Here is a 26,045-nt window from a genome sequence, read left to right on the forward strand (position 1 = left end):
TTTGCCCTAGTATGTTCACAACCGAAGGCCGGGCATGCCGCCCTGGTCACATACTGGAGAGCTTCCGATGGCGACAGAACAAGAACTAGCACCCGTTACCGCCTCCCTGGTTGCCGAAAGCGACCGTCTTTCCTTCTTGCCAGAAGTGGTCGGCCCGCATTTCATGCGATTTGAAGCGCTGGTGTATCGTTGGCTGTCTAATTTGTCCCAGGACTACAACGGCGGATTCTGGAACTACTACAGGCTGAGCAATGGTGGCTTCTACATGGCTCCGGACAAGGACGCGGCCTTACGTCTCGTTGTCGATGGCAATGCCTTCGATGGTGAGGTTTCGAGCGATGCAGCCGGCATCGTCGCGACCCTCTTCGCGTTAGGCCAAATGGCTGAAGAGATAGAGGGTAGTGCGGGGGTGGATGCCGTGATTGATCATTACCACCAGCTGCGCGAATTTGCATCCGAACATGCCGAGGCCGGGTTGATCTTTCACGCTATTGACTGAAGGTACTTGTTAGGCGATTTTTTAAGGTTATTATGATCTTTCGATTCCGCCCTAAAACAAAACCAACGAGAGAACAAGCCAAAAGATGGCTTTCTCAGCATTTTGAAAAGTTCCCGCATGACATGCACAACGAGATTGGCCCCGAGCTTTTTCATGGTTGGCGGTTTGTGCGCGGAACTGATGGTGTACTTTATTTCGCAAATTGCATTGATCGCGGAATTACCGAAGACGAATTGTTCGCCCGAGAGGCTCTCCAGTAGCTGAACGAATTGCGTGCGCATTCTGAACAGTATCCTTCCAAAGGCTTTAGCGGTGTGAGACTTCATAAAAACCATATCCGTCTGGAGTGCCTGAAGCCGGCCGAGCGTTGGACGCGGCCAACTGGCGAAGAAGTTCGGGAGGTGCTGCGACTTGCAGGTTTGACGGGCGGAGCCGCCGCAAAAAAGCTCGGCCTTGGGGCCAAGGGTGATCGCACGGTGCGGCGCTGGATCGGCGAGGATTCGAATATTCCCTATGCGGCTTGGGCATTGCTCTGCGACTTCGCCGGATTGGGGGAAATTTGGAGGGATTGACCTTTGGCGGTCCGCTAAAGCGTCGTGCTTGGGCTACAAGATGCCGGATCGACTTGGCATCCGGCGCGCCGCAAAAACATGAACAGGGGGGTAGGCCTGCACAGCGGGCCGCGCGTGCCAGCGACAGCCGCCTCTCTTGAAACAAGGTTTCGGCCAGATGGATATCCGTGGTCGAGAAATCGACAAAGGCCTGAGACATGGCTTAATCCTGGAATTTTGCTTCATCCAGCTGAGCATCAGTAGCCGCCTTGGCCTGTTCGGCGTTCCTATCCAGCAGGATGTCGTGAGCGTTATCGGGCGGTTTCAGTCGTGTCAATCTCGCAAATCGAGACGCGCGAGCGTCGGCTTCGTTGTAGACCAGCCCCAGATGGATCGGACCTCCAGGATCGCGCGCATTGCGCCGGTCGAACAGTTCGCGCGTGGCCTCGACCAGGGCCGCGGAGCGGTTTTTTCGAAATGCCAGACCGATCGCCTCGAGCAGCAGACTGTCGGGCAGCTCGGCGATCAGGGCCGGCTCCCACATGGCCCCTTCGACCCGATCGCGTGCATCCTGCCGCCGCTCGGCCGATGTGAGGGCAGGGCGCTTAGCTTTGGGTGGTGTGTCGTCGCTCATTGAGCCGATTCCAGGCCCAGTTCCTCGACGATCGCCTGTGCCGCGAGCTCGACATCCCGCTCGGCATCCTGCATCCGGGCCGTAGCCCATTCCCGCCAAGCGTCGGGGCTGTCCTGGAACGACAGCGAGCGGAAATCCTCAATCATGTCGCCCCAGCTTGGATCGTCAGGGATCAGGCTAGAGCGGATCTCTTGGACCTGGCGCATAACCGATGACAGTTCGGCCAGAACATCGGTATCGGTCGGACGGCAGAGCAGCTGGTATTCGCTGCGCCCGCTGGTCTGGAACAGATACCAACCACGCGGCAGCCGGACGGACGTCTCGGCCGGGTCGAGCACCTCGATTGACGCGCCGCGCACTTCCCGATCGGAAGCGCGAATGGTGACGCCCGTGAAGGTGCCATCCGGGTCGAAGGACTTGATGATTTTCATGGGGGCCCTCAGTGCACGGATTTGCTGGAGTAGACGGCAGCAGTCAGAATGGAATGTCGGAATCGTAGGAATCGTCCGGCGTCTGCGTCCATCGATTCGGCAGTCGCTCCAGTCGCCATCGCAGCGCGTCGGATCGCGGATCGGTATCGCCGGGCAGTGCCGGGCGCTGCTTCCAGACCCATCTGTCGAGGGCCTCGTCTGTTTCAATGCCCAGCCGGTACTGAAGCCGCACCAGCGCGCTGAGTGCGCACCATTCGTCGCGCGTCATTGTCCGGCGTTCGTACTGAGGACTGCGCTCCAGAAAGACGCGCCGCGCGTCGGCCATGGCGCGGTAGAACGCGGTGATAGGATGGTGTGTCAGCATGGTTGCGCCTTGATGGAGGGTGTCACCATAGCGTTTTGGTCGCAAAGGCCTCGAACGCCGGATCGCGTGTCACCAGAACGAGTCCTTCCAACTCGCTTTGCGCCGCCAGCATCCGGTCGAAGGGGTCGCGGTGTTCTACCGCATAGCGTCCGGCCTTGAGTGCATGGAAATAGTTGACTGCCAGGTGCGTGAATCCATCGGCCGCGACGAGCTCGGCAAAGCGTTCGATCGCCCCCTCAGCCTCCCCGAGCTTACCCAGGCGATGCTTGGTGGCTATCTCCCAAGCGCTGGCCGCGCTCACAAACACCGGGTTGCCGTCATCGGATATGGCCTCCCGCGCCCGATCTGAGAGACGCGGATCGTCAGTGACCCACCACAGAAAGGCATGGGTGTCGAGTAGCAGCCTCACTGGCCGTCCTCCCAAGCGGCCAGTTCATGCTCCGGGAGGGGGTCGAAGAAGGCCTCGCTCAGGCGTGCGTTCAGACGTCCGGGTTGGCGGCTTGTCTCGCGCGGGGAGAGCGGCATGAGCCGGGCGTAGGGCTTGCCGGCCTTGGCGAGGATGATCTCCTGTCCGGCATGGGCCTGTTCCAGCAAGCGGGAAAAATGGGTCTTGGCTTCATGGACGTTGACGGTCAGGGTCACAGTGAGCGCTCGCGCATAGGTTGAGTTAATGGACTAAGTCTAGCACGGTCCCCTCGTCTTTCCAGTGTTCCAAGTGCCTGCGTCCATCCTGTCTGGATCCGCCTCCCGAGGCGCTTAACGGCTATTTCCTGGCCAGCCGTCCAACCCGTTCCGCCGCCCCGCACCGAAGCTGTTCCACGGCCATTGAGCCGCCGCCGAACTCGCCAGCGGATCGATCCCTCGCCCAAGATCACTCACTATTCAGAAGGTGAGTTTCCAGTCTTTGAGGATCGACACGGTTTGCGTCAGCCCCTGCTTGAGCAGGATGTCGAGAAACTCGTCAGCGGTCTTGGGTGGTTTTTTCAGCGAGGCGCGCTGCTCGGCCACTGCCTGTAAAACCGATGCTGGGTGAAGGTCGAATAGATCAACGATAAAGTCATCCGGATGCTGGGCGTCCAAGTTGTAGCGTTCCAGTGCGCCAGACGGGAAGTCCTTCAGGTTGAACGTGACGATGGTTTCAGCGCCACAGTGGATGGCAGCAGCCACCACGTGTCGGTCATCCGGATCGGGTAACTCGATGGCTGGAATCAGGTGCTCGAAGCCTTCGACCAGGCTGTCGCGCACATTCGAATTCATCAAGGTCCGCGTTTTTTCCAGTACGGCAGGATCGAGTTGAGGGCGCTGCTTAAGCAGATTGCGAATCCACTCTTCATGGATAGCATTTGACCAGCGTGCACGGAACCTGTCCGTGAGCGCCAGTCGCATGAGTAGATCGCGTAGCGGCGCAGGGTAGAGTACGCAAGCGTCGTAGACGACCGTGAAGTGCGAACTCATTCGTAACCCATCCCCAGCTCCTGAGCCTGCTCGGCTAGTGCATCCAATGCTTTGCGCCGTTCGGTATCGATGCGCTCCTTGTAGGCGATCACGTCCTGGTAGCGAACGCGGCGATGGGTGCCAGTCTTGTGGAACGGGATCTCCTTGCCTTCCAGCAGTTTCACAAGATGCGGACGCGATACATTGAGAACATCAGCCGCCTCTTGAGTGGTCAGTTCGGCATGCACCGGAATGATGCTGACAGCGTTGCCCTCACCAATCTCGGTCAGCACATCCACTAGCAGACGTAGCGCCGACATCGGAACGCGCACAGGGTGTGCCGCACCCTTGTCATCGAAAAGCTCGATCTGCTGGGTTTCAGCGCGCATTTGCAGGTAAGCCGAGAGTGCGCGCCCGCTCTCACGAGCCAGCGCCACCTCTTCAGCCGTGGGCATCGTCTGCGGTAGTTGGATCGTAGTCATCTTGCTCTCGGTGTTTATCTATTTTTTGCGCTGCCCCCGAATCATAAACGAAATAATCGAAACATCCAACCGCTTTTGCTGCCCCCCCCCACGGCTAAAGCCGGGGCCGAATCCAACGGGGTCTCCAGGCCCATCGGGCACCTGGCCGCGACCGGCAGCCGCCCAGCTTTGTGAAAGCCGGGATGGATTATGCGCGCCGTCCTCGACTGCACGGGCGAGAGGAGCCGCCCCCCGAGGCGCTTAACGGCTATTTCCCGGCCAGCCGTCCAACCCGTTCCGCCGCCCAGCACCGATGCTGTTCCAGGGCTGTTGCGGCGCCGCCGACCTCCCCAGCGGATCGGTCCCTCGCCTGAGATCACTCACGATAATTGCCATTATCGTGAGTGATCTCAGCACCCTAAAACCGTCTTAAAATTTACATAAAACGGTTTACGCGAAAAATATACTCCAGCATGGGTGCCCACGGCGATACCCGAACAGCGGCGTTCCTGGGCCATCTACCAACTGGCCAGGGTCGCTTCGGTGCGACCTTTTGCGTTGAATAGTGCGGCACGAAAATTATAATATCGTGCAGAACTCTTCTGGAGCCTCATCATGGCCATCACGGCACACTCACCTACGGTCAAGGTCGTCGGTACAAACGGCCAGATCTCTCTGGGCAAGCAATACGCCGGCCGCTCAGTGCTGGTGGAAGAACGCGAACCCGGCGTCTGGATCGTGCGCACCGCGACAGTGATTCCTGACAACGAACGCTGGCTGCACGAACCCAAGGCAGCCGCTGATCTGGAAGCGGCCATGGCCTGGTCCGTCGCCCGAGCCGCCTCGGACACCGAGACGGAAGACACCCTGAAGCGTCTCGAACATGACGAGCCGTGAAACCAAGATCAGGCTCGACCTGAACAACCCGGTGTTTCAGGACAATCTGCTCACCCTGCAAAAGCCCGAGCGCCATGCCGCCCTGGATACGCTCAACAAGATCCGCCAGCTGACCTGGAACCAGCTGTACCGCGACCAAGGACTCAAGTGGGAAAAGATCACCAGCGTCAAACCACCCCAGGGGATCAATGCGATTTACTCCCTGCGCCTCACCCAGGCACGACGGGCCACCGCGTATCGTGACGGAGATTTCATTCGCCTGCTCACCATCGCGCCCGATCATGACGCCACCTATGGCCGGAAATGACGCTTTTACAGATTGAAGTTTGCGAATTCAATTTGTAAGATCCGCACATGATTCCACGTCTCGCTCAAACCACCGCCCAGCGCCTGGCGCAAGGCTTCCCGATCCTGACGATCACCGGCCCCCGACAGTCGGGCAAGACGACGTTGGCCCGGACCCTGTTCGCCGATCGCCCCTATGTGTCCCTGGAAGATCCGGAACACCGCGAGTTTGCACACAGCGACCCGCGCGGCTTCCTGGCTCGCTTTCGCGAGGGAGCGGTCATCGATGAGGTCCAGCATGTCCCAGCGCTCTTTTCCTATCTTCAGGGGGTGGTCGATGAACGCCGACGGATGGGGGACTTCATCCTGACCGGTTCCCAGCAGTTCGGGTTGATGGCTCGGATCGGCCAGTCGCTGGCCGGTCGGGTCGGGCGTCTGGAGTTGCTGCCGTTTTCGGCCGCTGAACTGGCGGCCGCCGGACGGTTGCCGGCGGACCTCGACACGCTGTTGTGGCAGGGCGGCTATCCGCCGCTCTATGACCGCCCGCTGTCGCCGAGCGATTGGTTTCCCAACTACATCGCGACCTATCTGGAACGCGATGTCCGCCAACTGCTCCAGGTCCGTGACCTGACGCTCTTCCAGCGCTTCGTGCGGCTCTGCGCGGCGCGCACCGGCCAGCTGCTCAACCTCTCAGCCTTAGCGGCCGACAGCGGGATCTCGCACACAACCGCGCGTGAATGGCTCACAGTGCTGGAGGCGAGCTATCTGGTCTGGCGACTTCCGCCGTATCACCGCAATTTCGGCAAACGCCTGGTCAAGACGCCCAAGCTCTATTTCCTGGATACCGGACTGGCCGCCGCGCTGCTCGGGATCCGTGAGGCCGATACCCTGGGCATCCATGCACAACGCGGAGCGCTGTTCGAGACCTGGGTGATCAGCGAACTGATCAAACAACGATTCAATGCCGGACGTCCGCCGGACTTGTATTTCTGGCGCGACAACACGGGGAACGATGTAGACGTGCTGTTTGAGTGCGGCCCGCGACTGCAACCGGTCGAGATCAAATCCGGCGCGACCTTCGTGCGCGAGTGGCTCAAGGCGCTGCATCGTTGGCAGGGCTATGCCGGTGATGAGACCTTACCGGGGTGGCTGATCTATGGCGGGGAAGATTCGTATCAGCGCGAACAGACCGAGATTCGGTCCTGGCGGTCATTGGCGATGTGCCCCAACAGTTTAGGAAATGGAACGACTTAAAATCATTGTATTTAACCGCAAATAAATAATCGAATTACATTCACTTTTAAAAGCTTACGCGATAATATCGTTGCACCAAAGCACACCTATGTCAGTCGGCGGATGCAACAGTGCAGCCGCTATTCCTTACCGCCCCGACGGGTTTTCTCGTGGAGAAACTAATGAATAAATCGACTCATCTGTTGTTATCCGTCTTTTTTTGTTCTGCGGTCTTTTCTGCCGAAGGCGTTTCTCAGATTGACAGGGAGGCGCTGAACGCACTTTCTCCTGTTGCCTATGAAGTCATCAAAACGATCGAGGCCGAGCGCGGGTATCCGTTTGCCAGTCACGATGAACTGAAGTTGGCGATGGCATCGGACGACTTCAAAAACAGACAGCAAAACGCCATGCAGTTGTTTTGTGCAAAAGCCGAAAGCCATTGCACCTTGGAAGTTTTGGAGCCAAAAACTGTTCCTTAATTCTTTTTCGAAAATGCCTGTCAAGCGCAAGCAGCAAAAAACAGGAAAAACGGATGAGCACCCACGGCGACACCCGAAAAGCGGCCTTTGAAGCCGCCTGCCAACGATGTGGTGAACTGTTAGATTTTTTGTTAAATTATCTAACACGGAGGCCGCCATGAGCACATCACAAGCCATCCGCGAGCGCATCGCGGCGCAACCTGCTGGAGAACCGTTCACCCCGGCCCTGTTTGCAGGGTTGGGGTCGCGTGCGTCTATTGATCAGACCCTGATGCGCCTGACCAAGGACGGCCTCATTGAGCGGCTCGGTCGTGGCCTCTACATCGTCCCCAAGACCAGCCGTTTTGGTCTGAAGACCATGCCTTCGCCAGAAACGGTAGCGCAGACGGTAGCGGCCACTGAAGGTGCCTCTATTGAAGTGCATGGAGCCGAAGCCGCTCGTCGTTTTGGTTTCAGCACCCAGGTGCCGGCCCAGCCGGTCTTTTACACGACCGGCTCGTCTCGCACCGTGCAGATGGGCAAGCTGCGGGTGCGACTACAGCGCGTCGCGGCGCGCAAGCTGGCACTGGCCGGCCGACCAGCAGGCCAAGCCTTGTCCGCACTCTGGTATCTCGGCCGTCGGCAAGTCACGCCGGCCACGTTCGAGCGTATCGCCGCCAAGCTGCCGCCGGTCGAATTCGAAGCCTTGCGCCGCGCCAAGGCCTCGATGCCGGCCTGGATGGTCGAAGCCCTTCGCCGGTATGAGGAAGGCACGGTGGCGCATGGCTGACATCGACCGCGAGCATTACTTCGACCTCCCCGTCAGTGATCAAGCCGATGTGCTCCAGAGCCTGGCGCCCGTGATGGGACGCCGGGCCGAGATCCTCGAAAAAGACATCTGGCTGTGCCAGGTGCTCAACATCCTTTTTCAGCTTCCATGCCGCAAGCCCATGGCTTTCAAGGGCGGCACCTCGCTGTCCAAGGTCTACAAGGCGATTGAGCGCTTCTCGGAAGACATCGACGTCACGGTCGATTACCGCAGCCTGGTAGCCGACGCGCCCGAACTGGAATCCATCGCCAGCAACAGCCAGCGCAGCAAGTTGTCGGACGCTTTGAAGGCGGCGCTCACCAGGCACGTGATTGAGGAGTTGGTGCCGGCACTGCGGGCGACGCTGGCATCGGCGTTGCCCACGCATTCCACCAGCATCGAGGTCAGTGATGATGCCGAGAAGCTGTGGGTGTTCTACCCCAGCGCCGTAGAAAACGCCGACAGCTATGTGCGGCCGAGCATCCTGATCGAGTTCGGTGGTCGCAACTCGACCTTGCCAAAGAGCACGCTGGCCATCACACCGGATATTGCCGAACACGTCCCCGATCTGGCTTTGCCGACGGCGCAGGTGTCGGTGCTATCGGCCGCGCGTACCTTTTGGGAGAAGGCGACGCTGATTCATGTGGAGTGCCATCGCTCGAGCCTGAGACCCAGTGCGGAACGACTGTCTCGCCATTGGTACGACCTCGCACGTCTCGCGGATCACGAGGTCGGGCAACAAGCGTTGGGTGATTCAGATTTGCTGCGCGACGTCCTGCGCATCAAGGAGACCTTCTACCGAAGCGGTTTCAGTCACTATGACCGATGCATCGCGGGTGGCTTACGATTAATTCCGGATGAGCCGCTGCTGGATGCCTTGCGTCAGGACTACCAGGCGATGCTGGCCGCCCAGATGTTTTACGGCGACACCCTGGTATTCGAGACCATCGTGGGACGCCTGCGGCAGTTGGAAGCTGAAATCAACAGCATTAGTCGCCGCTGAAGCGGTCTGGTCTACCAGGGGAAACTGATGAGCACCCACGGCGACACCCGAAAAGCGGCGTTTGAAGCCGCCTGCGAACTGGCCGCCTCCGGCGAGCGTCCGACCGTCGTGGCCGTGCGCGCGAAGCTGGGCGGCAAAGGTGGCCAAAACGCGATCCAGGCTGGACTGAATGATTGGATCGAAGAAGCCGCGCGGCGCTTCCAGCTGCCCGGTTTGCCGGAATCACTGCAAATGGCTGTGATCGCGTTCTGGGATGTGGCCTGTCAGACGGCCAAGGCGCAGTGGGATGAGGAACGCGCGGCGCTTCTGACCCAGCTGGAGAGCCGCGATCAGCAGCTGGCCGAGCGCACGCAGGAACGTGATGCTCTGGAGAATGAGCGTGATCAGATTCGTGCCGAACGCGATCAGCGTACCCAGGCGCTCGCGCAGGCCCAGGGCGAACTGTTCGCCGCTCACCAGCACACCCGTGCCCTGGAGACCGAGCGCGCCGACCTGATGCAGCGCCTAGCCGACGCCGAGGCCAGTGTCGCGCAGCTGACGGAAACCGGTGCCCAGCTGGTCGCCAAAGTCCGCGACCTGGAGCACAGCGAGCAGGAATGGAAAGAAACAGCGAAGCGCCTTGAGACCGAGCGCGATCAGTTGCAGGCCGAGGTCGAAGCGGCCAAACAGAAGATTGCCCAGCTGGAACACCTTCGCACGCAGGAGAAACGCGAACGCGCCCAACTCGCGGCCGCACTGGATCAGAGTCGAGGGGATCTGGAAGCCGGACGCACGGCACTGGCTGAACACGCCGCACAGATCAAGACGCTGACCGATCTTCTGGAGCGCACGCAGGCCACGCATGAGGCCGAATCCGCGCATTGGCTGCTTCAGATCGACGATCAACGCCAAGCGCTGTCGTCGGCCCGCGAGCGCGAGCGGCGCTGGGATCAGGAACGCGCTACCCTACTCAGTGAGATCCGCCGTTTGAGCGCTGAGTTTGCGCCTCGACCACCACTCGAGGATTGAACGAATGGTGCGCTTGCTCGAAATTGGTAGAAAGCTATCGAGCGAGATTCGAAAAATTGGTGATCCGGACCTCTCCGTCAGGGAATCGCGCAATGACATCCAAACAGCCGCCCATGGCTTCAATATGACTGCGCAAAGTGGACAGATACAGATCTGTGCGCTTCTCAATTTTGGCAATCGCCGGCTGTTGCACATGCAGTACCTCGGCGAGCATTTTTTGCGAGAGTCCGCGTGCCTGACGTAGTTCATTCAAAGGCATCTCGGCCAGCATGGATTGCGTCCGGGCTTTAGCGCGCGCCTGAGATTCTGGTGACAACCCGGCACGGAGTTCAGCGAACTTCTTAGCCATCAATCAAACCCTCCTGTCGTAGTTGCTGCAAATGCTCATCGTACAGTCGATCCGCGATCGGAACATACACGTCATACCAACGCTTATCCCCGGTCTTGTCTCCGCCGATCAAAAGAATGGCGGAGCGGCGCGGATCGAAGGCATAGAGCGTCCGCAAAGGGCGTCCACCCTCTTGGGTCCGCAATTCGCGCATGCGTCCGTGCTTTGAACCGTGGACATCGCTACTGTGCGGATAGCCCAGTGCTGGACCACGCTCTTCCAGCAACCCAACGGAAGCGGCCAAGGCTTCCTGTTCGTTGTCTGTGAGGCTTGCCCACCACTGCTCAAACTCATCGGTATATTCAACGTCCCAGATCATAGTGGCAAGTTTAGAGCAAATCTATATTCCTTGAAAGGAATATTTGTGTGATCAGACCGTGCCTGAACGCGCCCAACTCGCGGCCGCTCTGGCCCAGAGTCGGTCGGATCTGGAAGCGGGACGCGCGGCACTTGCCGAACACGCGGCACAGATCAAGACCCTGACCGATCTTCTGGAGCGCACGCAGGCCACGCATGAGGCCGAGTCGGTGCGGTGGTTGGTTCAGATCGATGCTCAGCGCCAAGAACTTTCAGCGGCCCGCGAGCGGGAACGCGCGGCCCTACTCAGCGAGATCCGCCGCTTGAGCGCGACGACGACGGATCGGGATTCGGAGTGTTGAGGGACGAGGGGCGCGCAGCCTTGGCCAAGCACGAGGCCAAGGTGCCAGAAACGACAAACCCGCCTACTGGCGGGTTTGTCGAGGAATTGGGGTGGCCCTGCTTGACAGGACTTAGAAAAGCTGAGCCCCGGTCGCTTGCTGACGCAGAGGCGTGTCCGGGGCATACCTAGTGTCATCACCAGTATAGTGGCTGGGAGAGGACTTGAGCCTAGGGCTGCGCGACAAGTATAGCAGCACGGCTCTGAACGCTTCAAAAGCGTGTCCTCAATTTCATTGAACATCAGTTGTTAGAGCGCATCACGATCAACCCCGCTATTTTCAGCGGCAAGCCCATCATCCGTGACCGCCGACTGGCAGTTGAGCATGTTCTGGGGATGCTCGCGGCCGGCGACGATTTCGAGACGCTGCTGGAGGGCTACCCCTGGCTGGAGCGCGAAGACATCCTGGCCTGTCTGGCGTATGGTCGAGCATGAGCGGGTTGAGCCGTTGATCGTCCGTGAAGCCGCATGAAACTGCTACTGGATACCTGCGTCTGGGGCGGTACAGCCAAAGTCCTGTCTGACGCCCGGTAGCCGCTTGAGTCGCCGATGGATCTGCACGCCGCCGAAGCCCTGGCCCAGCGCGAACTGCGCCGCTTTCCTCAGCTGGCCGACTGGTCATTCGGCTGGAATCGTCGCCGCCGGGCGCATGGGCTGTGCCGTTACGATCGACGTCGGATAGAACTCTCGGCCCTGTTGACGGCGCGTGAGCCGGATCCAGCGCTCATCCTCAACACCATCCGTCATGAGATCGCCCATGCGCTCGCCGGTCCCCGCGCCGGACATAGCCCACGCTGGCGGGCCTGGGCCGAGCAGGTCGGCTGTACCCACATCGCCGCCTCGCGCGCCGCCTCACCCGAGGCCGCCCCCTTGCCGGCGCGCTATGTGCTGGTGCCCCTCGTCGATGGGCAGGAGCAGATGATCCGGCACTATCACCGCCGCCCGTCGCGCGCCTTTCTCGACTCGCTGCCGCACCGCCATGTACGCGGACGGCCCGAGACGCGCGGGACGTTGCGCCTGGAGCGGGTGAAGACGACGGGATAGACTCCGGACCCACCGCTCAAACCACCGCGCACAGGACCGACGTATGTTCCCTGAAGACCTCCCCCCAGCGGCCGACTGGCCCACCGGCTTCATGCTGATCCAGGGCAACCGGCTGGAGGAGTTGCGCGCACTCATGGTGGCCTGGATGCGCCGTCATCCGCTCGCCCCGCTGGAGAACGAAACGCTCCTGGTGCAGAGCAACGGCATCGCCCAGTGGCTCAAGCTCGCCCTGGCGGCGCAGCCCTCCGAGGATCCGCTCACCGGGGGACTTGGCATCGCCGCCGCACTGGATGTGATGCTGCCAGCGCGCTTCCTGTGGCAAACCTATCGCTCAGTGCTCGGCGATCTTCCAGCGACCTCCCCGTTCGACAAGGCCCCGCTGACCTGGCGGCTGTACCGATTGCTGACGCAGTTGTCGGACACGTCATCAAACAAGAATAGCCATGGCGACCCGCGTTTAGAGGCGCTGATTCCGCTGTGCAACCTGGAGAAAGCCGGCGCGGCACGCGGACTCTATCAGCTGGCCGCCGCACTGGCCGACTTGCTCGACCAATATCAGGTCTATCGTGCCGACTGGCTGGAGGACTGGAGCCAAGGCCGCGATCGTCTGGCTCACCTGAACGGTGATCCGAGACCGGTTCCTGACAGCCAAGCGTGGCAGCCGGTACTCTGGCGCTCCCTTATGGAGGACGTAAAAGCGGAGTATGGTTCCACGGGCCCTGCCCTCCTCCACGCCAGCCGCGCCGACGTCCACCGACTCTTCCTGAAACGCGCCGGCCATGGCTCGCTTCAGGATCGCCGCGCGCGATTGCACGCCGCCGATCTGCCGCGCCGGGTGATCGTCTTCGGTCTCTCCTCGCTGCCGCGCCAGATGCTGGAGGTGCTGGCCGCCATCGCACCAGTGTCGCAGGTGATGCTGTTCGTGCTCAATCCCTGCCGGCACTACTGGGGCGACATCATCGAGGGACGGGATCTGTTCCGTCGTCCCTATCAGCGTCAGACCGCCCGCAAGGTGCCGGAGGGGGTGGAGGAGCGCGAACTGCATCTGCACGGACATCCGTTGCTGGCCAGCTGGGGCAAGCAGGGCCGCGACTACATGCGTCTGCTCGATGAGCACGACGAGCGTCAGCGCTACGAGGCCTATTTCCAGGGACTGGTGCCCTGGGGTGAGGGAATCGACCTGTTCGCCTCGCCCGGCACCGACGGCCTGCTACACCAGTTGCAGGATGACATCCTGGAGCTACGCCCGCTCCACGAGCGCCAGGCTTGCCAAACCGTTGTGGACCCCACACAGGACCGTAGTCTGGAGTTCATCGTTGCCCACAGCCCGCAGCGCGAAATCGAGATCCTGCACGACCGGCTGCTCGATGAGTTCGAGCGTTCGGCGCGCACCGACCATCCGTTGCAGCCGCGCGAGGTGCTGGTGATGGTGCCCGACATCGCCGTCCATGCCCCGCACATCCAGGCCGTCTTCGATCGCTTCGATCAGGACGACAAGCGTTACATCCCGTTCCAGATTGCCGACCAGGGCCAGCGCCACCGCCATCCGCTGGTCATCGGACTTGAATACCTGCTGCATTTGCCGCAAGCCCGATTGACCGTCAGCGACCTGCTTGACCTGCTCGACATTCCGGCACTGCGCGTGCGCTTCGACCTCGAGGAAACCGACTTGCCACAGCTGCGCTCCTGGATCGCAGGGGCCAACATCCGCTGGGGACTGGATGCCGCCCAGCGTACCCGACTCGGGCTGCCGGAGGGACTGGAGCAAAATACCTGGATTTTCGGACTGCGCCGGCTGCTGCTGGGATTCGCCAGTGGCGGCACCGGCCCCTGGCGCGGCGTGGAGCCGCACGACGAGGTTGGCGGACTGGAAGCGGCGTTACTTGGTCCTCTGGCGCAGCTGCTCGAGCGCCTGGAGCACTATGAATTGCGCCTGAGCGAATCGCGTCTGCCCGCCGATTGGGTGAATCTGTTGAGCACGCTATTGGATGACTTTTTCGCCGAAGCGAGCGAGTCCGATGCAACCATGCTCTCGCGTATCCTCGACGAGCTCGATGCCTGGGAAAATGAGTGCCTCCAGGGTGGCATGGGCGAGGAACCCATCGCGGCAGAGATTTTCCGCGAGTGTTTTCTTTCGCGGCTCGATCAGCCGAATCTGACCCAGCGGTTTATGGGCGGGTCCGTCAACTTCGCAACCCTGATGCCGATGCGTGCCATCCCCTTCCGTCAGATCTGGCTGCTGGGCATGAACGATGGTGACTATCCCCGCCGCCGTGCCCCGGCCGATTTCGACCTCATGGCTGGGGATTATCGTCCGGGGGATCGCTCGCGACGCGATGATGATCGCTATCTGTTCCTGGAAGCACTGCTTTCCGCACGCGAAAAGCTGGTCATTGGCTGGGCCGGACGCAGCATCCGCGACAATAGTGAGCGCCCGCCCTCGGTGCTGGTAGGGCAGCTGCGCGATCATCTGGCCGCCGGCTGGCGTCTGGCCGAGGGACAGCCTGGGTCGCTGCTCGATGCCCTGACCAGTGTGCATCCACTTCAACCCTTTGGGCGCGTCTATTTCGATCCGGGACGTCCGGCGTCCCTGTTCACCTATGCCCGTGAGTGGCGCGCGGTGCATGAGGGTACGGCCCGCCCGGACGCCGGCCCTGATCACCTCGCCCCCTGGCTCCCCGAGGCTCCCGTCGATCTGGAGCGCCTCGAACGCTTCCTGCGCGATCCGATCACGGCGCTGTTCGATCAGCGGCTGCGGATCACGACGCCGGGTGAGGTCATCACCCCGCCGGATGTGGAGACCTTCGCGCTGGACGGCCTCGGTGCCTGGCAACTCAAGGACGAACTGATCCGCGAGACCTTTGAACCTGGATTGGATCCCGCGACGCTGGAGCGGAGACTGCACGCCGGCATCGCGCGCTTCCAGGCCCAGGGGCGTCTCTTGACCGGGGCGCTGGGCGAACGTATCGGTCGTGAGGCGATTGCCTATCTGCCGGATCTCTATCACGCCTGGAACGCGGCGCTGGAAGAATGGCCCCAGCCGCTCGAACACCCGCTCTTGATTGACCTGGAGATGGCCGTGCCGACCGGACAGATCCTCCTGGAGGACGTGTTGACCGGGATACGCCAGGGGCCTGCCGGCCGGGGCCCGATCCTGCTGCAAGCCAGCGGACTGACCAAAGAGCGGCGCTATCAATGGCGCAATGCGCTGCGCGCCTGGGTGCGCCATCTGGCCAGTCAGATCGATGGCGAGCCGGTCACGACGCTGTTGCTGACACCCTCGGGCGAGGCACGGCTTGCTCCCATCCCCGCTGCGGAGGCGCGCACCCGACTCGAAGGCCTGCTACTCGCCTGGTGGCAGGGCATGCACGGTCCGCTTCCCGTGGCGCTCAACGCCGGCATGGCCTGGCTCGACCACGATGGCCCCCCTGCCCTGCCTGATGACTCCGACCCGCAACCGCTCAAGGCGTGGGGGGAGGCGGTCAAGGCCTTCGAGAAGGATCTGGAATACAACGCCTACGTCGGACGCTGTTACGACAGCTTCGAGGCGCTGTGGTCAGGAGGCGCGTTCGCCCACTGGGCGCATCGGCTCTATGCCGATCTGCACGCACGAATCAGGAAGCGACCGGCGTCGTAACGACTTTTTGTGCCTCTCAACTCCTCTCGAACCTTGGCATTCCGCTGGGGATTTTTGAGAGGAAACGCTCCATGGCAACCTATCGCTGCCCGCTCTGCGGTAACACGGACCTGCGCGTCGACATCTCTGTCGTCAGCGTTCTGGTCCAGGGCGATGATGAAACGCTCGAAGCCCGCCCGATTAAGGACTCAGAGTGGTATTTCGATGATCGTTCGCCGATGTTCTGTTCAGACGATGCTTGTGGATATTCTGCGCCGTCAGTCAATTTTAGGGCAGGAGTTCTGCTTCGCGATGCAGAAGAGGCTGTGTCGGAATCGGTTTTAACGCAGATGGTCTCCAAGCCCTATTGGGTGGCGCTGCTCTACCCCGAATATATGACCAGCGAATATGCGGAGACATATCATTCGGGGCCAATTTCAGCTGCCACCGCGGAGGACGCCGTCAAGAAGGCTCGAAAAGCGGTCGTCGTCGCCAATCATCAGGGCGACGATGATCCGATCAAGGAAGAGGATTTCATCCCCATAATCGTCTCGCACGGCGAGCCACTCTGACCAACAAAAAACCCCGACGCTCCTTGAGTGCCGGGGTTTCTTTTGGGGCCATATCCAGATGCCGCAGCGCCTGTTGCAGGACGACGCTGGAGACCTCGGAGAGCCAGGCGGTGTCGGGATGCTGTTTGAGTCCGTTCAGTTGCCCGGCGAGGTCTTTGTAATAGAGCCGCTGGCCGTTCTTATAGAAGGCGTCGGTGCGCTGGATAAGCAGCCTATCCGGCTGTTTATTCGCACTTCGAGCCGTCGCGAATCCTGCTCTTTCTATAAGCAGCCTATCCGGCTGTTTACTACAAATTTTAGTGCTAAAATCGATTATTTTTCAAGCGTTTTTAGCAATTCCCCGGTCCTAACCTTTTTCTCTGCACCACGAGAGCACATCGAAAAAACAAGGAGTTAGCGTCTCCTTCTAAAAAATGGTTCCAGAGACATCTGGCCGGCATTGGATTCGTCCAGGGGAGACACAGGCGTGGGGTCTGAGCCTCGGCTTCGCGAAGTGCGTCATTGGCCATTAAATCGATACTCCTTCTTTCGAGTGGTATCGGTGTTAATCGAAAGGAGAGCAGCCCAAAATATGCCCATTACGCATGGCTTCGAGCCATGCCGTAGCCATTTTCTCATGAATCAATGGCGCCCAAAGAACAGGCACCTCGACATCATCCGGCATAAAGCCTTCATGCCAATGACCATTTTTGCGCAAAAAATCATAGGCCTTCATATGCTCAGGATTGTGTGGGTTAAACCAATTTGCAAGGTTCATTTTGACCTCCTCTTTCGCGCATTTGGGTAATACACCTTCTCCAGCGGGGACACCGGTATCTCTTCGCGCCAGAGATTCATGTCGCGCAAGCGCGACCCTGTCCTCTTCCAGAAAACCTTCCAGAAGCGTGATCCGGCGGCGCAGTTCAGCAACAACGATTTTCAGGGCTTCCTGGCGATCGTTTGGCAGCCCGCGGCCGTCGCTCTCGATCTTCCGCAATGCTTGTGCCGCCAGTTCAGGAATCGGTGAGCGATCCGCGATCCAGTTTTGAATCGTGCGGAGGGTGACGTCGCACCGATTAGCCGCTTCTTGCTGTGTTAAGCCAATGCGCCTCAAGAGCGCGCGTAATTCGTTTCCAGTCATGATTCTTTTGGCGTGATAGCGTCAAAGTTAAATTTAATATCCCATGTAATTATTCCTGATTTGAATTTCCTTTTTACTGTTAGTATTTTGCGCAAAACAAGCTCAGCTCGAATCCGCCGCCATGTGCCTTCGCTTATCCCCAATGAATCACGAATATGGCTGACGCGAAAACGTGATTCATGGCGGTTCCCAAATGCCCAAACTAAAACCAAACGCGCATGAACCGATAAAGATTGGTCTTCTGCAATGTCTATAAAAAGCATTTCTGTATCCGAAGATCGCATAACACGCACACCTTATTCCTAAAAAGTCAGCGAAAAAACTGGTTCTTTTAGGCAGAGATAGATTGCGCAACGCGGGGCTAGGCCTCTCGTCTCCCCTACCCTACCCCGCGCGTTGCGGCAACTGCATTGTGCAGCTTTACGCCTGCACGATGCTTGGATAACTACGCCGCCAAGGCTCCCAATTTCTGATACCGAAACCGCCGCCCACCGAGCACGGGGGAGGCGCACATATGCGCGGTGCACTGAATAGAATCGGCCAGGAACTGCTCGATCGCCGGCTCAATCTCGTGCTCGAGATACGCGATCGTGGGAACCTGATGGCCGTCATCTGTGGTGTGAATGTAGGGCTTCGTCGGCACCTGCGAGGCGCCAAGGGCGGCATGAAAGATCCCATCGGCCAGTCCACGCCCATACAGATGGTGCGCGTGCTTCTTGCTCACATAGCCCTGGGGCACGCCGTTTCTGTGTTGCAGTTCGACCTGCGCCAAACGGCTTTCGATCGATTTGGTCTGCTCGCTCAAGGCGGTCTGTTGGGCCAGCATCAGGGTCTGTGTCTGCTTGATCTTGTCGACCTCGACGATGGCTTTGACGATCGCGGCCAGCGCGGGATCTGAGATCGCCTGTTCTGTCGGCGTCTCACGTGGTCTGAAATAGGCTTCCTCCAAACGCCCAAACACCTCCCACGCTTCGTCGGTATCGAGCATCTTGGCGTGGCGGGACGCGCCGCGCTCAGTCCAAAGGGTGAGGCGCGAGGTAAACTTCAAAGAAGGATACCCAATGTCATTGGGCATCCCTAAGCGTTTGAAATCCTTGAGATCTTCGCCTTCAAGCCTGAAGAAATGCTTTTCAGAAACGAACCTGTCTTTATTGTTGGCATAGTTCATCTGGATGTTTTTCACATCAGTACCATACAACTGCGCGAGTTGTTCGGTCGTGATCACGCGCACATTCTGATAGGCGATGACAGGGAGATTCTCAGGGGTGATGGCTGTCTGCATGAGCAAGGCTCCGTGGATGCGGCCCACCCTCGGGCGGGCGATGGGTTACTCGTCTTGCACAAAAAGCCCCGTCCCTAAAGGGACGGAGAGCCGGTCAAACAAGCGCTATCAGAATGAGGTAACAGAACAACACGATCGCACTCAGAAGGACGCTGATGAGCTTGAGTTGGCGACTGATCAGGTTCAGGTCGACTTCGTGACTGGTGGTGCTGCTTTCTGGATTGTCGGTACGCATACCGTTAGCTCCTAAACGTGTTTTTTCAGGGGCTTGGCTTGGCGCTCAAGCCGAGGTTATTGAGGCCTATTGTACGAAAAAATTTCTTATCTGCAACGCAGATTATGAAATATTTTCGCGCCCGATTGCGTGAAAAAACCTGATATCTGCCTAAAAAATGCAGACTAATTCTGAGTCGCCGGGAGCAAAAAACAGAAACCTTTTGCGTGTGCAAAAGAATGGGGGGAGCCGACCGGCCCAGCGGCAGACCGGTCGAACGAAGATTTAGGCGGCGATCAGGTACTCGCGCATGGCCCGTGCCGACTCCACGCAGCGCTCTTGCCGGCTGAGATTCAATTTGAGCACTTTGGCAGGGGCTTGACTCAAATGACCGGTGCGCGTGTTTTTGAAGATGACGTGCCCGTAGCGCGCCGCATCAAGCCATTTGCTCGTGTCGCAGGAATGTTCAGTATCGGCCAGGTCTTCGATCGCCTTGAGCCAGTTCAGTCCAAGGAAGTGCAGATCGGGATGATCTTTTGAAATACTCAGTAGCTCAGTGAGCGCACCCTTATCCTTAACGCGCATCAAAGGAACCAATCCGCCGATGCAGACTTTAGTCGATTTCCTGGCATACCAATCCAGATCGCGCCAAGGCGACCCCCATTGGTAGACCGGGTAAATATCCGGGCGCTTCTTGCCTTCGTGCTCGAAGGCAAGAAACAGGTCTTCAACTCGACGCCAGTTTTTGCGCGTTGCAATCGAGTCGCCAATCACATCGGGTGCGATGGCCCATGCGATCTGCGCCTCGCCTTCCAGGCGGGCGACCCGTGCGACATAGTCATCGACTGAATCCAAAACACGGACATGGCTAGGGCTATCCGGCAGATTGCCGAAATCGGTTGGATCGGCCAGCCAATCCGTGACGCCTGCCTCCGTCAGCATCGTGGCTTCCGACGCCGATGCTACCCCTGAAAAAAACAATCGCATGGTGAATCCCCAATTCAAACGCTGTCATTCGCTGCAAAAATTGCCAAAGCCGCCGCGACCAGCAACTCAGACGCAATCCAAAGAGTAAGGATCGCGCGCGGCTTGGTTGCCAACAGAGATTTAATGAATTGCATGATGCGACACCTCAAACGGCTGTTTTCTTAATTATACGTATGCGCCGCATCGCGAACTTTTGTTTTGTCAATTCAATTTGGCCATATTGCGCTAAACACTTATCCTCACGAAAGTCTTGCAAAAAAACAAAAACGACTTTTAGGTAGAAATAATCCAAGATGGACAAAGTAATCGCTATGATTGCGCCTGAGCTTGGTTTGGGTTAGTCTGGGATAAAATCCGGCTTGAATGACAAAGTGTTAATCCAATGTGCAAACAAGAAAAATATCTTGAACGCATCCTTAGAAGCGCTAACGCTCGGCTGAATACAGGTAAGTCCATTGATGTGCTCACGTCCTATTTCGACAGCGCGCTTAGCCTGTCGCAAATCAAGCAACTGTTGGGGCGATCGTCGGCTTTGCGGCTTCCTGTCAGGCTCGCTTTGGATAAAGCGCATACCCAAAAACAACGGCGTCAAGTCACGCGGGATCTCAAAAATATTCCACTGATAATACAAACACTGGCAGAAGCCAACCGATGCAACCGGCCCCTCATCGATCACTTCAGGCAGCATCTTAGGAGTACAGAAGATCAGTTTGCCCGTCTGAACGCCGAGCAGGAACAACAGCGCCTCGCTGAACTGCGCGATCAGGTCGAGGAAAAACGCAACGCGGGAACGCTGATCCGATGGCTGGCGGGACTCTCCCCTTCTGATAGGCGGCGCTTGGGTACTCGTGCGGAGCGTCAGGAGGCCGCGCAGATGCGCAAAGAGGCGCTCAAGGCCGGCGCTGCACGAGAAATGCTTCAGTGCTCGCTGGCGGAACTGAATCGCTGGACAGAAGAAGGGCGGCTAACGGTGCTCTTCTACCGCCGAGAGCCGACTCAATTGGGAAAGACGATCGAAAAGCGGTTTTGGTCCAGAGAGGATCTCGAATCGGCCATCCCGCACCTAAACGATTGGCGATCTGAATGGGAGGCGAGAAAAAAGGCGAAGCGCACGAAATTGCGTGATGAATTTGGCTATGTTCCTGAGCATAGCCGGCATTTGCCGCAAGGGAAACGTTGCTACGTTTTTTAGGTTTGCGAAGTTGGAGTGAGCGCATGCAGAAACCTGACTCATCGGCCACTCAGGCCGCTGGAGGCCCGCTTGCACACGAGCGACATCTCACCCTGGTTCAAAGTCCGGCACCCCGCTTGCCGGCCAGCCTGGTCGAACCGTTATTTGCCCCCGACGGCTGGATGCAAGCGCCCTCCCCGATTGTGGCCAGCGCCCTGGCTGCCGCCGCGCCCAACACGCGAAAAGCCTGGGCCGCCGATTGGAGCGTGTTCCGCGACTGGTGTTTGGGACCGGCGGCCCGGCATGTCCCCGAGCGTCACGCGCGCGTTACCCTCCCCGTATCCCCACATTTGCTGGCCTGTTTTCTGGCCGATCAGCGTTCCGGCGTCGGCACCGGAGATGGCGATCGTCGCTCGATCAACAGTCTGCGACGCTACTTGAGCACGCTTGCCACGCTGCATCGTCTCCTGGAACTGCCCTCGCCGACAGATCATCCGCTGGTGAAAAACACATTGAAGTCGTTGGTGCGCGGCAGCGGGGGCGCGAAACAGGCGGCAGCAGTGCGCTGGTCGCATGTTGCAGCGATCTTACCCTTGCTTCCGGACACCCTGTCCGGCTGGCGGGATCGGGCGCTGCTGGTGATCGGGCACAATACCCTGGCGCGTCGCGCCGAACTGGTTGCGCTCAATGTGGAGGATGTCCTGTGGCTGGATGATGGTTCTGCGACGATTGCACTGCGTCCGACAAAAACCGACCTGGAGGCTGATGTCGATGTGCGGTATCTCAGTCCACCGGCCGCGAAAGTTGTGCGCCTCTGGCTGAAACGTAGTCGACTCCAGGATGGGCCGCTGTTGACGCGGATACAGCGCAACGGCGAGGCCTGCCTAAATCGTGCGAGTTATGGACGGCGCTTAACGGATGGTATGGTGAATTTAATCCTTAAAGACGCTATGGGACGCCTGGCCGAAGCACGTGGGGAATTGCTTTTACCCGAGGATATGGGAGAAGAAACGCGACGAAGCGCGTGGCGCGCTCATGCCAGTTCGGTTTCGGGTCATTCACTCAGGGTAGGCGCTGCGCAGGATATGGCCGCCGCTGGAATTCCAACGGCTGGAATCCTTCAGGCAGGCGGCTGGAAGGATGTGCGGATGATCAAGCGCTATTTGCGGCATCTTTCAGCGTTGGAAGGGGGGATGGCTCAATGGTGGGCGGCGCAAAGCGAACGAACCCTTTTTTAGCGATGACGCTAGAATGTTGTTTTTCAAGGCATCTTCATGGCATTCAGAAAAAGGGATTTAGCGTGCTTTTGGTCAAAAACGATTGAAAATCAGCGAATTGCACGCTAATATCTGTAGTAAACAGCCGGATAGGCTGCTTATAGAGCTGGAAGCGCGCGACCAGCAGCTGGCCACACGTAAACAGCCGGATAGGCTGCTTATAGAATCTGGCACGAGCCTTCCTGCCACCCTGAAGGGTAAACAGCCGGATAGGCTGCTTATAGAGGCTGGCGAGCGCGGAACCGACTGGAACGACTGTGAACAGCCGGATAGGCTGCTTATAGATTATGAGCCACGCATTCGACCAAGATGAGGGAGTGAACAGCCGGATAGGCTGCTTATAGAGACCCGAGAACCCAACGATCGTTGATACAGCGGTGAACAGCCGGATAGGCTGCTTATAGAACGTCTAAAAAGCGCGCAGAATTGATCGAACAGTGAACAGCCGGATACGCTGCTTATAGAGGTGCCGACGTCGATTAGTGCCGCGCCATACTGTGAACAGCCGGATAGGCTGCTTATAGAACAGTGCGGACAGACAACCCGCTGTTCTTTCAGTGAACAGCCGGATAGGCTGCTTATAGACGCTCGTCTTTGGCACTGGTTCCGTAGACCGCGTGAACAGCCGGATAGGCTGCTTATAGAGATCTGGGCCAACGCCGGCTGCTGGCGACGGAATGAACAGCCGGATAGTCTGCTTATAGATCAAGACGCGCCCGTTTCGCCTCCTTGGCTTCGTGAACAGCCGGATAGGCTGCTTATAGAGTGATGGCTTTCACTCATAAATGAAGAGCGTGATGAGCCAAGTGAACTGCCGGATAGGCAGCCTATATGAACTTTCCCCAAAAATCCAGGAGCAGGATTCATGCAAGCTGTCGAAACTGGCGAGATCGCAAAAATATACGAACGCAAAATTTGGATAGAGACAGATTTCCACGGTGACAAGCATGTCATGATTCAGCATCAGGACGGTGAAAGCGAACCATTCTGCTATTGTAGCTTTTTCTATGATCATCGCTACACCAGCAATTCAAATACGCACGCCGCTGCGGAAAACATGGCTAAAGCCTTGGGGGCGCAAGAACCGATCGAATATCGCTCTCGTTCTATTTCTTTCGCCATTCCGACCATTCCCGAGTCGCTCAACAAAGCCTATGTCTATGCGATGCGGGCCCAAATGGTCATTTCTCGATCTAAATCGGAACGTGCCTTGAGAGAAGTTCCTGATGATCTGCTCGATATCTCGCGCATGCAGCTGCTGGACCTCGTGGTTCGCATTGAGTCTGAGCAAAAAAATCGGTATTCCGAGTATGCGAAAATAGCTGAAAACAAGAATTGAGGGCGAAAATGAGTTTGATAGCACCTTGTCCATTCTGCGCCGGCATCAACGTCGAATATCGATTAACCTGCGGTGCCGGATATGTCACCTGTCTCGATTGTGATTCCTACGGGCCGATGGTTAGAGATGATGTCGATGAAGCACTCCGTCATTCGCAAGCGATTAAAAAGTGGAATATGCGCTCTCAAACTGAGGAACTAACGGCGCATGTGACGCATAATTCCGGCGTAGTCAATAATCAGCACGAAAAATCGGCAGCGGCGCCGATTTAAAGCCGTCAAGACATCAGTGCAGCGTGGTTTCTTGGTCAGCCTTGCCCGAGGTGTATTTCTGTCCAGCAAATCCTTGTGAAGTTCGTTCATGTTGAGCGGACACCATGAGGAGACGATAGCGATGAAAACCGCACGTTTTTGGGTCTACTGGAATGCTCCGGTCAAAATCTCTTTGAAGCCTGGCCAGACCCTAGCCTACTCGACAGGTCGTCGCGCGACGGACGAAGGGTGGGATTTCTACGCCGAGCGCTGGACCCACGAGGGTGATCGCGTTCGGCGCGAAAGCATCAGCGACGGAGTGGACTGCGATGGTCGACTGAGCGGGTTTTGCGAAAGCGAGAGCCTGATCGAGGGTGATCTCCAGGCGGGCTATGAAACGGATGGAGTCATCTACCCGCGCTGGCGGCAGATCGACAGCAACCAGCGAGACTATCAGGCGGAAGCGGCGGGCTATTGAGCCTCGATCGCTTGACTGTCCCACACCCCTACTGAGCTATGCTTAGTAGGGGTTTTTTGTTCTGCCTAGCGATCGTCCAGATCGGCCAAAGCCGCATCCAGGAACCGCGGCATATCCGTGTCGGCCATGTCCGCCTGAGCGACTAGGCGAGACTGGCGACGGCATTCGTCGGCAAAATCCGGATGTCGCGGGTTTTTTCGCGCAAGACGCTGAACCTGATCCAGGTTCAATGCCGTGGCCTGGGCAATGTCTGACTAGCCAGTGCGGCCGCCGCCTCATCGGTACTGACCACGCTGACTGGCGTTCCTTGGAGACCAATACGCGGTGCCCCAGCCCGGATTTCTTTCAGGTAGCATCCACGCGCACAGTACGAACGCAGGGATCGCTGAACAGCCTGGGGCGCGTGTCCGGCCTCAATTAGATCCAGATCGATGCCGATCTTGAGCGGTCGTGGGCGCTTCCAGTCGAAGCACGCTGGATACAGGGCGACGAGATCCAGTCGACAAATGGACAGCGGGCTTTCCGGCTCGGTGTTGGACATGGCTCGCTTCGATGATTCCCGTGTTGGTTAAGTGCAAAAATCTGTCTGGATCTTCGCAAGATTGCAAGTAGCGATTGTGCTACCGTTGATCGCCATACTCCAGTCTCCCATCTCACGCGCGCCAAACCGATGACACCTCGCTATCCACTGATCCTCGTCGACGCTTCCGGCTATCTGTTTCGGGCCTATCACGCCCTGCCCAAGCTGACCAACTCGCAGGGCGAGCCGACCGGTGCCCTGATCGGCGTGCTAAACATACTATGCAAGCTCTTCGAGGATCATCGGCCCGAATACATCGGCGTGGTCTTCGATGCCGGCGGGCGCTGTTTCCGTCACGACATCTATCCCGACTACAAGGACTACAAGGCCGATTTTTGGGCGAGGCTAAATAGGCCCGAGCCCGAGGATCTGCGCGCCCAGGTCGAGCCGCTGATGGCGATCATCCGCGCCATGGGGCTACCGCTGTTGGTGGTGCCGGGAGTCGAGGCCACTGATGTGATCGGCACTCTGTCCACGCAAGCGGCGGCGACAGGTCTGCCGACCCTGATCTCGAGCGGGAACAAGGATCTGGCGCAACTGGTCAGCAAGCGTTTGACCTCCTCCCCGCCCTAAAGGACGGGGATTCCGTCCGGGGCGGAGAAGTTGCGGTTCTAGCTACATCACCGCTTTCGCGGTGATTTCGCGTACCCGCTTCGGGGCCGGGTCATGCGGCCCGCCCAGTGGAGCCTCAAGAACCACTGGGCAGCACAGCCCATACCAGTCGCGGACGTTTTGCGCCGCGTTGGCATCGGCGTGCGCCTGGTGTCCGCAGCGCGTGCAGACATAGGCGTGTTTGCGCCGCTCATTGAGGGCGCCGCAGTGATGACAGGTCTTGGAGGTGTAGTGCGGACGCACGGCGTCCACCGCCACACCGGCCTGCATCGCTTTGTAGCGGATGAAGGTTTCCAACTGATAGAACGGCCAGTAGTCGCGGTTGTGTCCGGCATCGCGCTTGGCTGTTTT

The 26,045-nt window shown here is 58.7% G+C and carries 38 protein-coding genes, 1 pseudogene and 1 CRISPR repeat array; of the genes and pseudogenes, 21 read left to right on the forward strand and 18 right to left on the reverse strand.

The window, feature by feature from the left end:
- The first annotated feature begins 67 nt into the window (after positions 1-67).
- Positions 68-499 carry an antirestriction protein gene (locus tag HW932_RS18570; protein ID WP_176977955.1) on the forward strand — a complete coding sequence of 144 codons (432 nt, stop codon included), beginning with the start codon at positions 68-70 and terminating at the stop codon, positions 497-499.
- Here HW932_RS18570 and HW932_RS18575 read toward each other — a convergent pair.
- A complete protein-coding gene (locus HW932_RS18575) occupies positions 484-780 on the reverse strand; it encodes a hypothetical protein (protein WP_176977956.1) in 297 nt (98 codons plus the stop codon). The genes HW932_RS18570 and HW932_RS18575 overlap by 16 nt on opposite strands.
- A 33-nt stretch (positions 781-813) precedes the next feature.
- Here HW932_RS18575 and HW932_RS18580 point away from each other — a divergent pair, with 33 nt between their 5' ends.
- Positions 814-1,071 carry a helix-turn-helix domain-containing protein gene (locus HW932_RS18580; RefSeq protein WP_176977957.1) on the forward strand — a complete coding sequence of 86 codons (258 nt, stop codon included), beginning with the start codon at positions 814-816 and terminating at the stop codon, positions 1,069-1,071.
- 202 nt (positions 1,072-1,273) lie between these two features.
- Here the strand turns inward: HW932_RS18580 and HW932_RS18585 are convergent, their stop codons facing one another.
- The 7 genes from HW932_RS18585 to HW932_RS18615 all read right to left on the reverse strand — a co-directional run bounded on the left by HW932_RS18585 (position 1,274) and on the right by HW932_RS18615 (position 4,395).
- Positions 1,274-1,684 (reverse strand): hypothetical protein, encoded by a 411-nt coding sequence (locus HW932_RS18585; protein ID WP_176977958.1) that lies wholly within the window; start codon positions 1,682-1,684, stop codon positions 1,274-1,276.
- The gene (locus tag HW932_RS18590; RefSeq protein WP_176977959.1) at positions 1,681-2,115 is read right to left on the reverse strand and encodes a hypothetical protein; all 435 of its coding nucleotides are present in this window, start codon (positions 2,113-2,115) and stop codon (positions 1,681-1,683) included. Before HW932_RS18590 ends, HW932_RS18585 begins: the two co-directional genes overlap by 4 nt.
- A gap of 43 nt (positions 2,116-2,158) precedes the next feature.
- A complete protein-coding gene (locus HW932_RS18595; RefSeq protein WP_176977960.1) occupies positions 2,159-2,479 on the reverse strand; it encodes a hypothetical protein in 321 nt (106 codons plus the stop codon).
- Between the two features lie 22 nt (positions 2,480-2,501).
- Entirely contained in the window at positions 2,502-2,888 is a 387-nt protein-coding gene (locus HW932_RS18600) for a PIN domain-containing protein (RefSeq protein WP_176977961.1), read from the reverse strand.
- Complete coding sequence (locus HW932_RS18605; protein ID WP_176977962.1) at positions 2,885-3,121, reverse strand: type II toxin-antitoxin system prevent-host-death family antitoxin; 237 nt, start codon at positions 3,119-3,121, stop codon at positions 2,885-2,887. The genes HW932_RS18600 and HW932_RS18605 overlap by 4 nt, the downstream gene beginning before the upstream one ends.
- Before the next feature lie 240 nt (positions 3,122-3,361).
- Complete coding sequence (locus HW932_RS18610; protein WP_176977963.1) at positions 3,362-3,934, reverse strand: PIN domain-containing protein; 573 nt, start codon at positions 3,932-3,934, stop codon at positions 3,362-3,364.
- Positions 3,931-4,395 carry a helix-turn-helix domain-containing protein gene (locus tag HW932_RS18615; RefSeq protein WP_176977964.1) on the reverse strand — a complete coding sequence of 155 codons (465 nt, stop codon included), beginning with the start codon at positions 4,393-4,395 and terminating at the stop codon, positions 3,931-3,933. Before HW932_RS18615 ends, HW932_RS18610 begins: the two co-directional genes overlap by 4 nt.
- Positions 4,396-4,989: 594 nt before the next feature.
- Here HW932_RS18615 and HW932_RS18620 point away from each other — a divergent pair.
- From HW932_RS18620 to HW932_RS18655, 7 genes are all read left to right on the forward strand, one after another.
- Positions 4,990-5,271, forward strand: a complete 282-nt coding sequence (locus HW932_RS18620) for a hypothetical protein (protein ID WP_176977965.1) — start codon at positions 4,990-4,992, stop codon at positions 5,269-5,271.
- A complete protein-coding gene (locus HW932_RS18625; RefSeq protein WP_176977966.1) occupies positions 5,258-5,578 on the forward strand; it encodes a hypothetical protein in 321 nt (106 codons plus the stop codon). The genes HW932_RS18620 and HW932_RS18625 overlap by 14 nt, the downstream gene beginning before the upstream one ends.
- A 47-nt stretch (positions 5,579-5,625) precedes the next feature.
- A complete protein-coding gene (locus HW932_RS18630) occupies positions 5,626-6,810 on the forward strand; it encodes an ATP-binding protein (RefSeq protein ID WP_176977967.1) in 1,185 nt (394 codons plus the stop codon).
- Between the two features lie 161 nt (positions 6,811-6,971).
- Positions 6,972-7,268, forward strand: a complete 297-nt coding sequence (locus HW932_RS18635) for a hypothetical protein (RefSeq protein WP_176977968.1) — start codon at positions 6,972-6,974, stop codon at positions 7,266-7,268.
- Between the two features lie 157 nt (positions 7,269-7,425).
- Positions 7,426-8,037: a DUF6088 family protein gene (locus HW932_RS18645; RefSeq protein WP_176977969.1), complete on the forward strand. Its 612-nt coding sequence runs from the start codon at positions 7,426-7,428 to the stop codon at positions 8,035-8,037.
- On the forward strand, positions 8,030-9,058 hold the full coding sequence (locus HW932_RS18650) for a nucleotidyl transferase AbiEii/AbiGii toxin family protein (protein ID WP_176977970.1): 1,029 nt from the start codon (positions 8,030-8,032) through the stop codon (positions 9,056-9,058). Before HW932_RS18645 ends, HW932_RS18650 begins: the two co-directional genes overlap by 8 nt.
- Positions 9,059-9,085: 27 nt before the next feature.
- Positions 9,086-10,066: a DNA-binding protein gene (locus HW932_RS18655; RefSeq protein WP_176977971.1), complete on the forward strand. Its 981-nt coding sequence runs from the start codon at positions 9,086-9,088 to the stop codon at positions 10,064-10,066.
- 34 nt (positions 10,067-10,100) lie between these two features.
- On the opposite strand, the gene HW932_RS18660 is transcribed toward HW932_RS18655, so the two are convergent.
- Together HW932_RS18660 and HW932_RS18665 are read right to left on the reverse strand one after the other, a co-directional pair.
- Complete coding sequence (locus HW932_RS18660) at positions 10,101-10,415, reverse strand: XRE family transcriptional regulator (protein WP_176977972.1); 315 nt, start codon at positions 10,413-10,415, stop codon at positions 10,101-10,103.
- Positions 10,408-10,773, reverse strand: coding sequence for a type II toxin-antitoxin system RelE/ParE family toxin (locus tag HW932_RS18665; protein WP_176977973.1), 366 nt, complete (start codon positions 10,771-10,773; stop codon positions 10,408-10,410). The genes HW932_RS18660 and HW932_RS18665 overlap by 8 nt, the downstream gene beginning before the upstream one ends.
- Before the next feature lie 58 nt (positions 10,774-10,831).
- Here HW932_RS18665 and HW932_RS18670 point away from each other — a divergent pair, with 58 nt between their 5' ends.
- The 6 genes from HW932_RS18670 to HW932_RS18695 all read left to right on the forward strand — a co-directional run bounded on the left by HW932_RS18670 (position 10,832) and on the right by HW932_RS18695 (position 16,780).
- Positions 10,832-11,113, forward strand: coding sequence for a hypothetical protein (locus HW932_RS18670; RefSeq protein ID WP_176977974.1), 282 nt, complete (start codon positions 10,832-10,834; stop codon positions 11,111-11,113).
- Between the two features lie 284 nt (positions 11,114-11,397).
- Positions 11,398-11,586 (forward strand): DUF433 domain-containing protein, encoded by a 189-nt coding sequence (locus HW932_RS18675; protein WP_222932448.1) that lies wholly within the window; start codon positions 11,398-11,400, stop codon positions 11,584-11,586.
- A gap of 114 nt (positions 11,587-11,700) precedes the next feature.
- Positions 11,701-12,195, forward strand: coding sequence for a SprT-like domain-containing protein (locus HW932_RS18680; RefSeq protein WP_176977975.1), 495 nt, complete (start codon positions 11,701-11,703; stop codon positions 12,193-12,195).
- A gap of 43 nt (positions 12,196-12,238) precedes the next feature.
- Entirely contained in the window at positions 12,239-15,832 is a 3,594-nt protein-coding gene (gene recC, locus HW932_RS18685; protein ID WP_176977976.1) for an exodeoxyribonuclease V subunit gamma, read from the forward strand.
- A gap of 71 nt (positions 15,833-15,903) precedes the next feature.
- Positions 15,904-16,383, forward strand: coding sequence for a hypothetical protein (locus tag HW932_RS18690; RefSeq protein WP_176977977.1), 480 nt, complete (start codon positions 15,904-15,906; stop codon positions 16,381-16,383).
- A 58-nt stretch (positions 16,384-16,441) separates the two neighbouring features.
- Positions 16,442-16,780, forward strand: coding sequence for a hypothetical protein (locus HW932_RS18695; protein WP_176977978.1), 339 nt, complete (start codon positions 16,442-16,444; stop codon positions 16,778-16,780).
- Between the two features lie 147 nt (positions 16,781-16,927).
- Here the strand turns inward: HW932_RS18695 and HW932_RS18700 are convergent, their stop codons facing one another.
- From HW932_RS18700 to HW932_RS18720, 5 genes are all read right to left on the reverse strand, one after another.
- Complete coding sequence (locus HW932_RS18700) at positions 16,928-17,503, reverse strand: helix-turn-helix domain-containing protein (RefSeq protein WP_176977979.1); 576 nt, start codon at positions 17,501-17,503, stop codon at positions 16,928-16,930.
- Positions 17,500-17,787: a hypothetical protein gene (locus HW932_RS18705; RefSeq protein WP_176977980.1), complete on the reverse strand. Its 288-nt coding sequence runs from the start codon at positions 17,785-17,787 to the stop codon at positions 17,500-17,502. Before HW932_RS18705 ends, HW932_RS18700 begins: the two co-directional genes overlap by 4 nt.
- 161 nt (positions 17,788-17,948) lie before the next feature.
- Complete coding sequence (locus tag HW932_RS18710) at positions 17,949-18,785, reverse strand: ORF6N domain-containing protein (protein ID WP_176977981.1); 837 nt, start codon at positions 18,783-18,785, stop codon at positions 17,949-17,951.
- A 94-nt stretch (positions 18,786-18,879) separates the two neighbouring features.
- Complete coding sequence (locus HW932_RS18715) at positions 18,880-19,020, reverse strand: hypothetical protein (protein WP_176977982.1); 141 nt, start codon at positions 19,018-19,020, stop codon at positions 18,880-18,882.
- A 264-nt stretch (positions 19,021-19,284) separates the two neighbouring features.
- A complete protein-coding gene (locus tag HW932_RS18720) occupies positions 19,285-19,986 on the reverse strand; it encodes a hypothetical protein (protein ID WP_176977983.1) in 702 nt (233 codons plus the stop codon).
- 382 nt (positions 19,987-20,368) lie between these two features.
- On the opposite strand from HW932_RS18720, the gene HW932_RS18725 reads away from it, so the two are divergent.
- From HW932_RS18725 to HW932_RS18745, 5 genes are all read left to right on the forward strand, one after another.
- The gene (locus HW932_RS18725) at positions 20,369-21,178 is read left to right on the forward strand and encodes a hypothetical protein (RefSeq protein WP_176977984.1); all 810 of its coding nucleotides are present in this window, start codon (positions 20,369-20,371) and stop codon (positions 21,176-21,178) included.
- A 23-nt stretch (positions 21,179-21,201) separates the two neighbouring features.
- A complete protein-coding gene (locus HW932_RS18730; RefSeq protein WP_176977985.1) occupies positions 21,202-22,395 on the forward strand; it encodes a tyrosine-type recombinase/integrase in 1,194 nt (397 codons plus the stop codon).
- 116 nt (positions 22,396-22,511) lie between these two features.
- A CRISPR array of direct repeats spans positions 22,512-23,268; the repeat unit is 28 nt; unit sequence GTGAACAGCCGGATAGGCTGCTTATAGA.
- Between the two features lie 31 nt (positions 23,269-23,299).
- Positions 23,300-23,773: a hypothetical protein gene (locus tag HW932_RS18735; RefSeq protein ID WP_176977986.1), complete on the forward strand. Its 474-nt coding sequence runs from the start codon at positions 23,300-23,302 to the stop codon at positions 23,771-23,773.
- An 8-nt stretch (positions 23,774-23,781) separates the two neighbouring features.
- Positions 23,782-24,045: a Lar family restriction alleviation protein gene (locus tag HW932_RS18740; protein ID WP_176977987.1), complete on the forward strand. Its 264-nt coding sequence runs from the start codon at positions 23,782-23,784 to the stop codon at positions 24,043-24,045.
- A 121-nt stretch (positions 24,046-24,166) separates the two neighbouring features.
- Positions 24,167-24,502: a hypothetical protein gene (locus tag HW932_RS18745; protein WP_176977988.1), complete on the forward strand. Its 336-nt coding sequence runs from the start codon at positions 24,167-24,169 to the stop codon at positions 24,500-24,502.
- Positions 24,503-24,567: 65 nt separating this feature from the next.
- On the opposite strand, the gene HW932_RS18750 is transcribed toward HW932_RS18745, so the two are convergent.
- Together HW932_RS18750 and HW932_RS18755 are read right to left on the reverse strand one after the other, a co-directional pair.
- The gene (locus HW932_RS18750; protein ID WP_176977989.1) at positions 24,568-24,732 is read right to left on the reverse strand and encodes an antitoxin MazE-like protein; all 165 of its coding nucleotides are present in this window, start codon (positions 24,730-24,732) and stop codon (positions 24,568-24,570) included.
- On the reverse strand, positions 24,729-25,043 hold the full coding sequence (locus HW932_RS18755) for a ProQ/FINO family protein (RefSeq protein WP_176977990.1): 315 nt from the start codon (positions 25,041-25,043) through the stop codon (positions 24,729-24,731). Before HW932_RS18755 ends, HW932_RS18750 begins: the two co-directional genes overlap by 4 nt.
- 129 nt (positions 25,044-25,172) lie before the next feature.
- Between HW932_RS18755 and HW932_RS18760 the strand changes: the two are divergent.
- Positions 25,173-25,640: pseudogene (locus tag HW932_RS18760) on the forward strand (5'-3' exonuclease); the annotation flags it as partial.
- A 57-nt stretch (positions 25,641-25,697) separates the two neighbouring features.
- On the opposite strand, the gene HW932_RS18765 reads toward HW932_RS18760, so the two are convergent.
- On the reverse strand, positions 25,698-26,045 hold a 348-nt coding region (locus HW932_RS18765; protein WP_176977991.1), incomplete at its 5' end, for a zinc ribbon domain-containing protein.

Source organism: Allochromatium humboldtianum (assembly GCF_013385175.1).
GTDB classification, from domain to species: domain Bacteria; phylum Pseudomonadota; class Gammaproteobacteria; order Chromatiales; family Chromatiaceae; genus Thermochromatium; species Thermochromatium humboldtianum.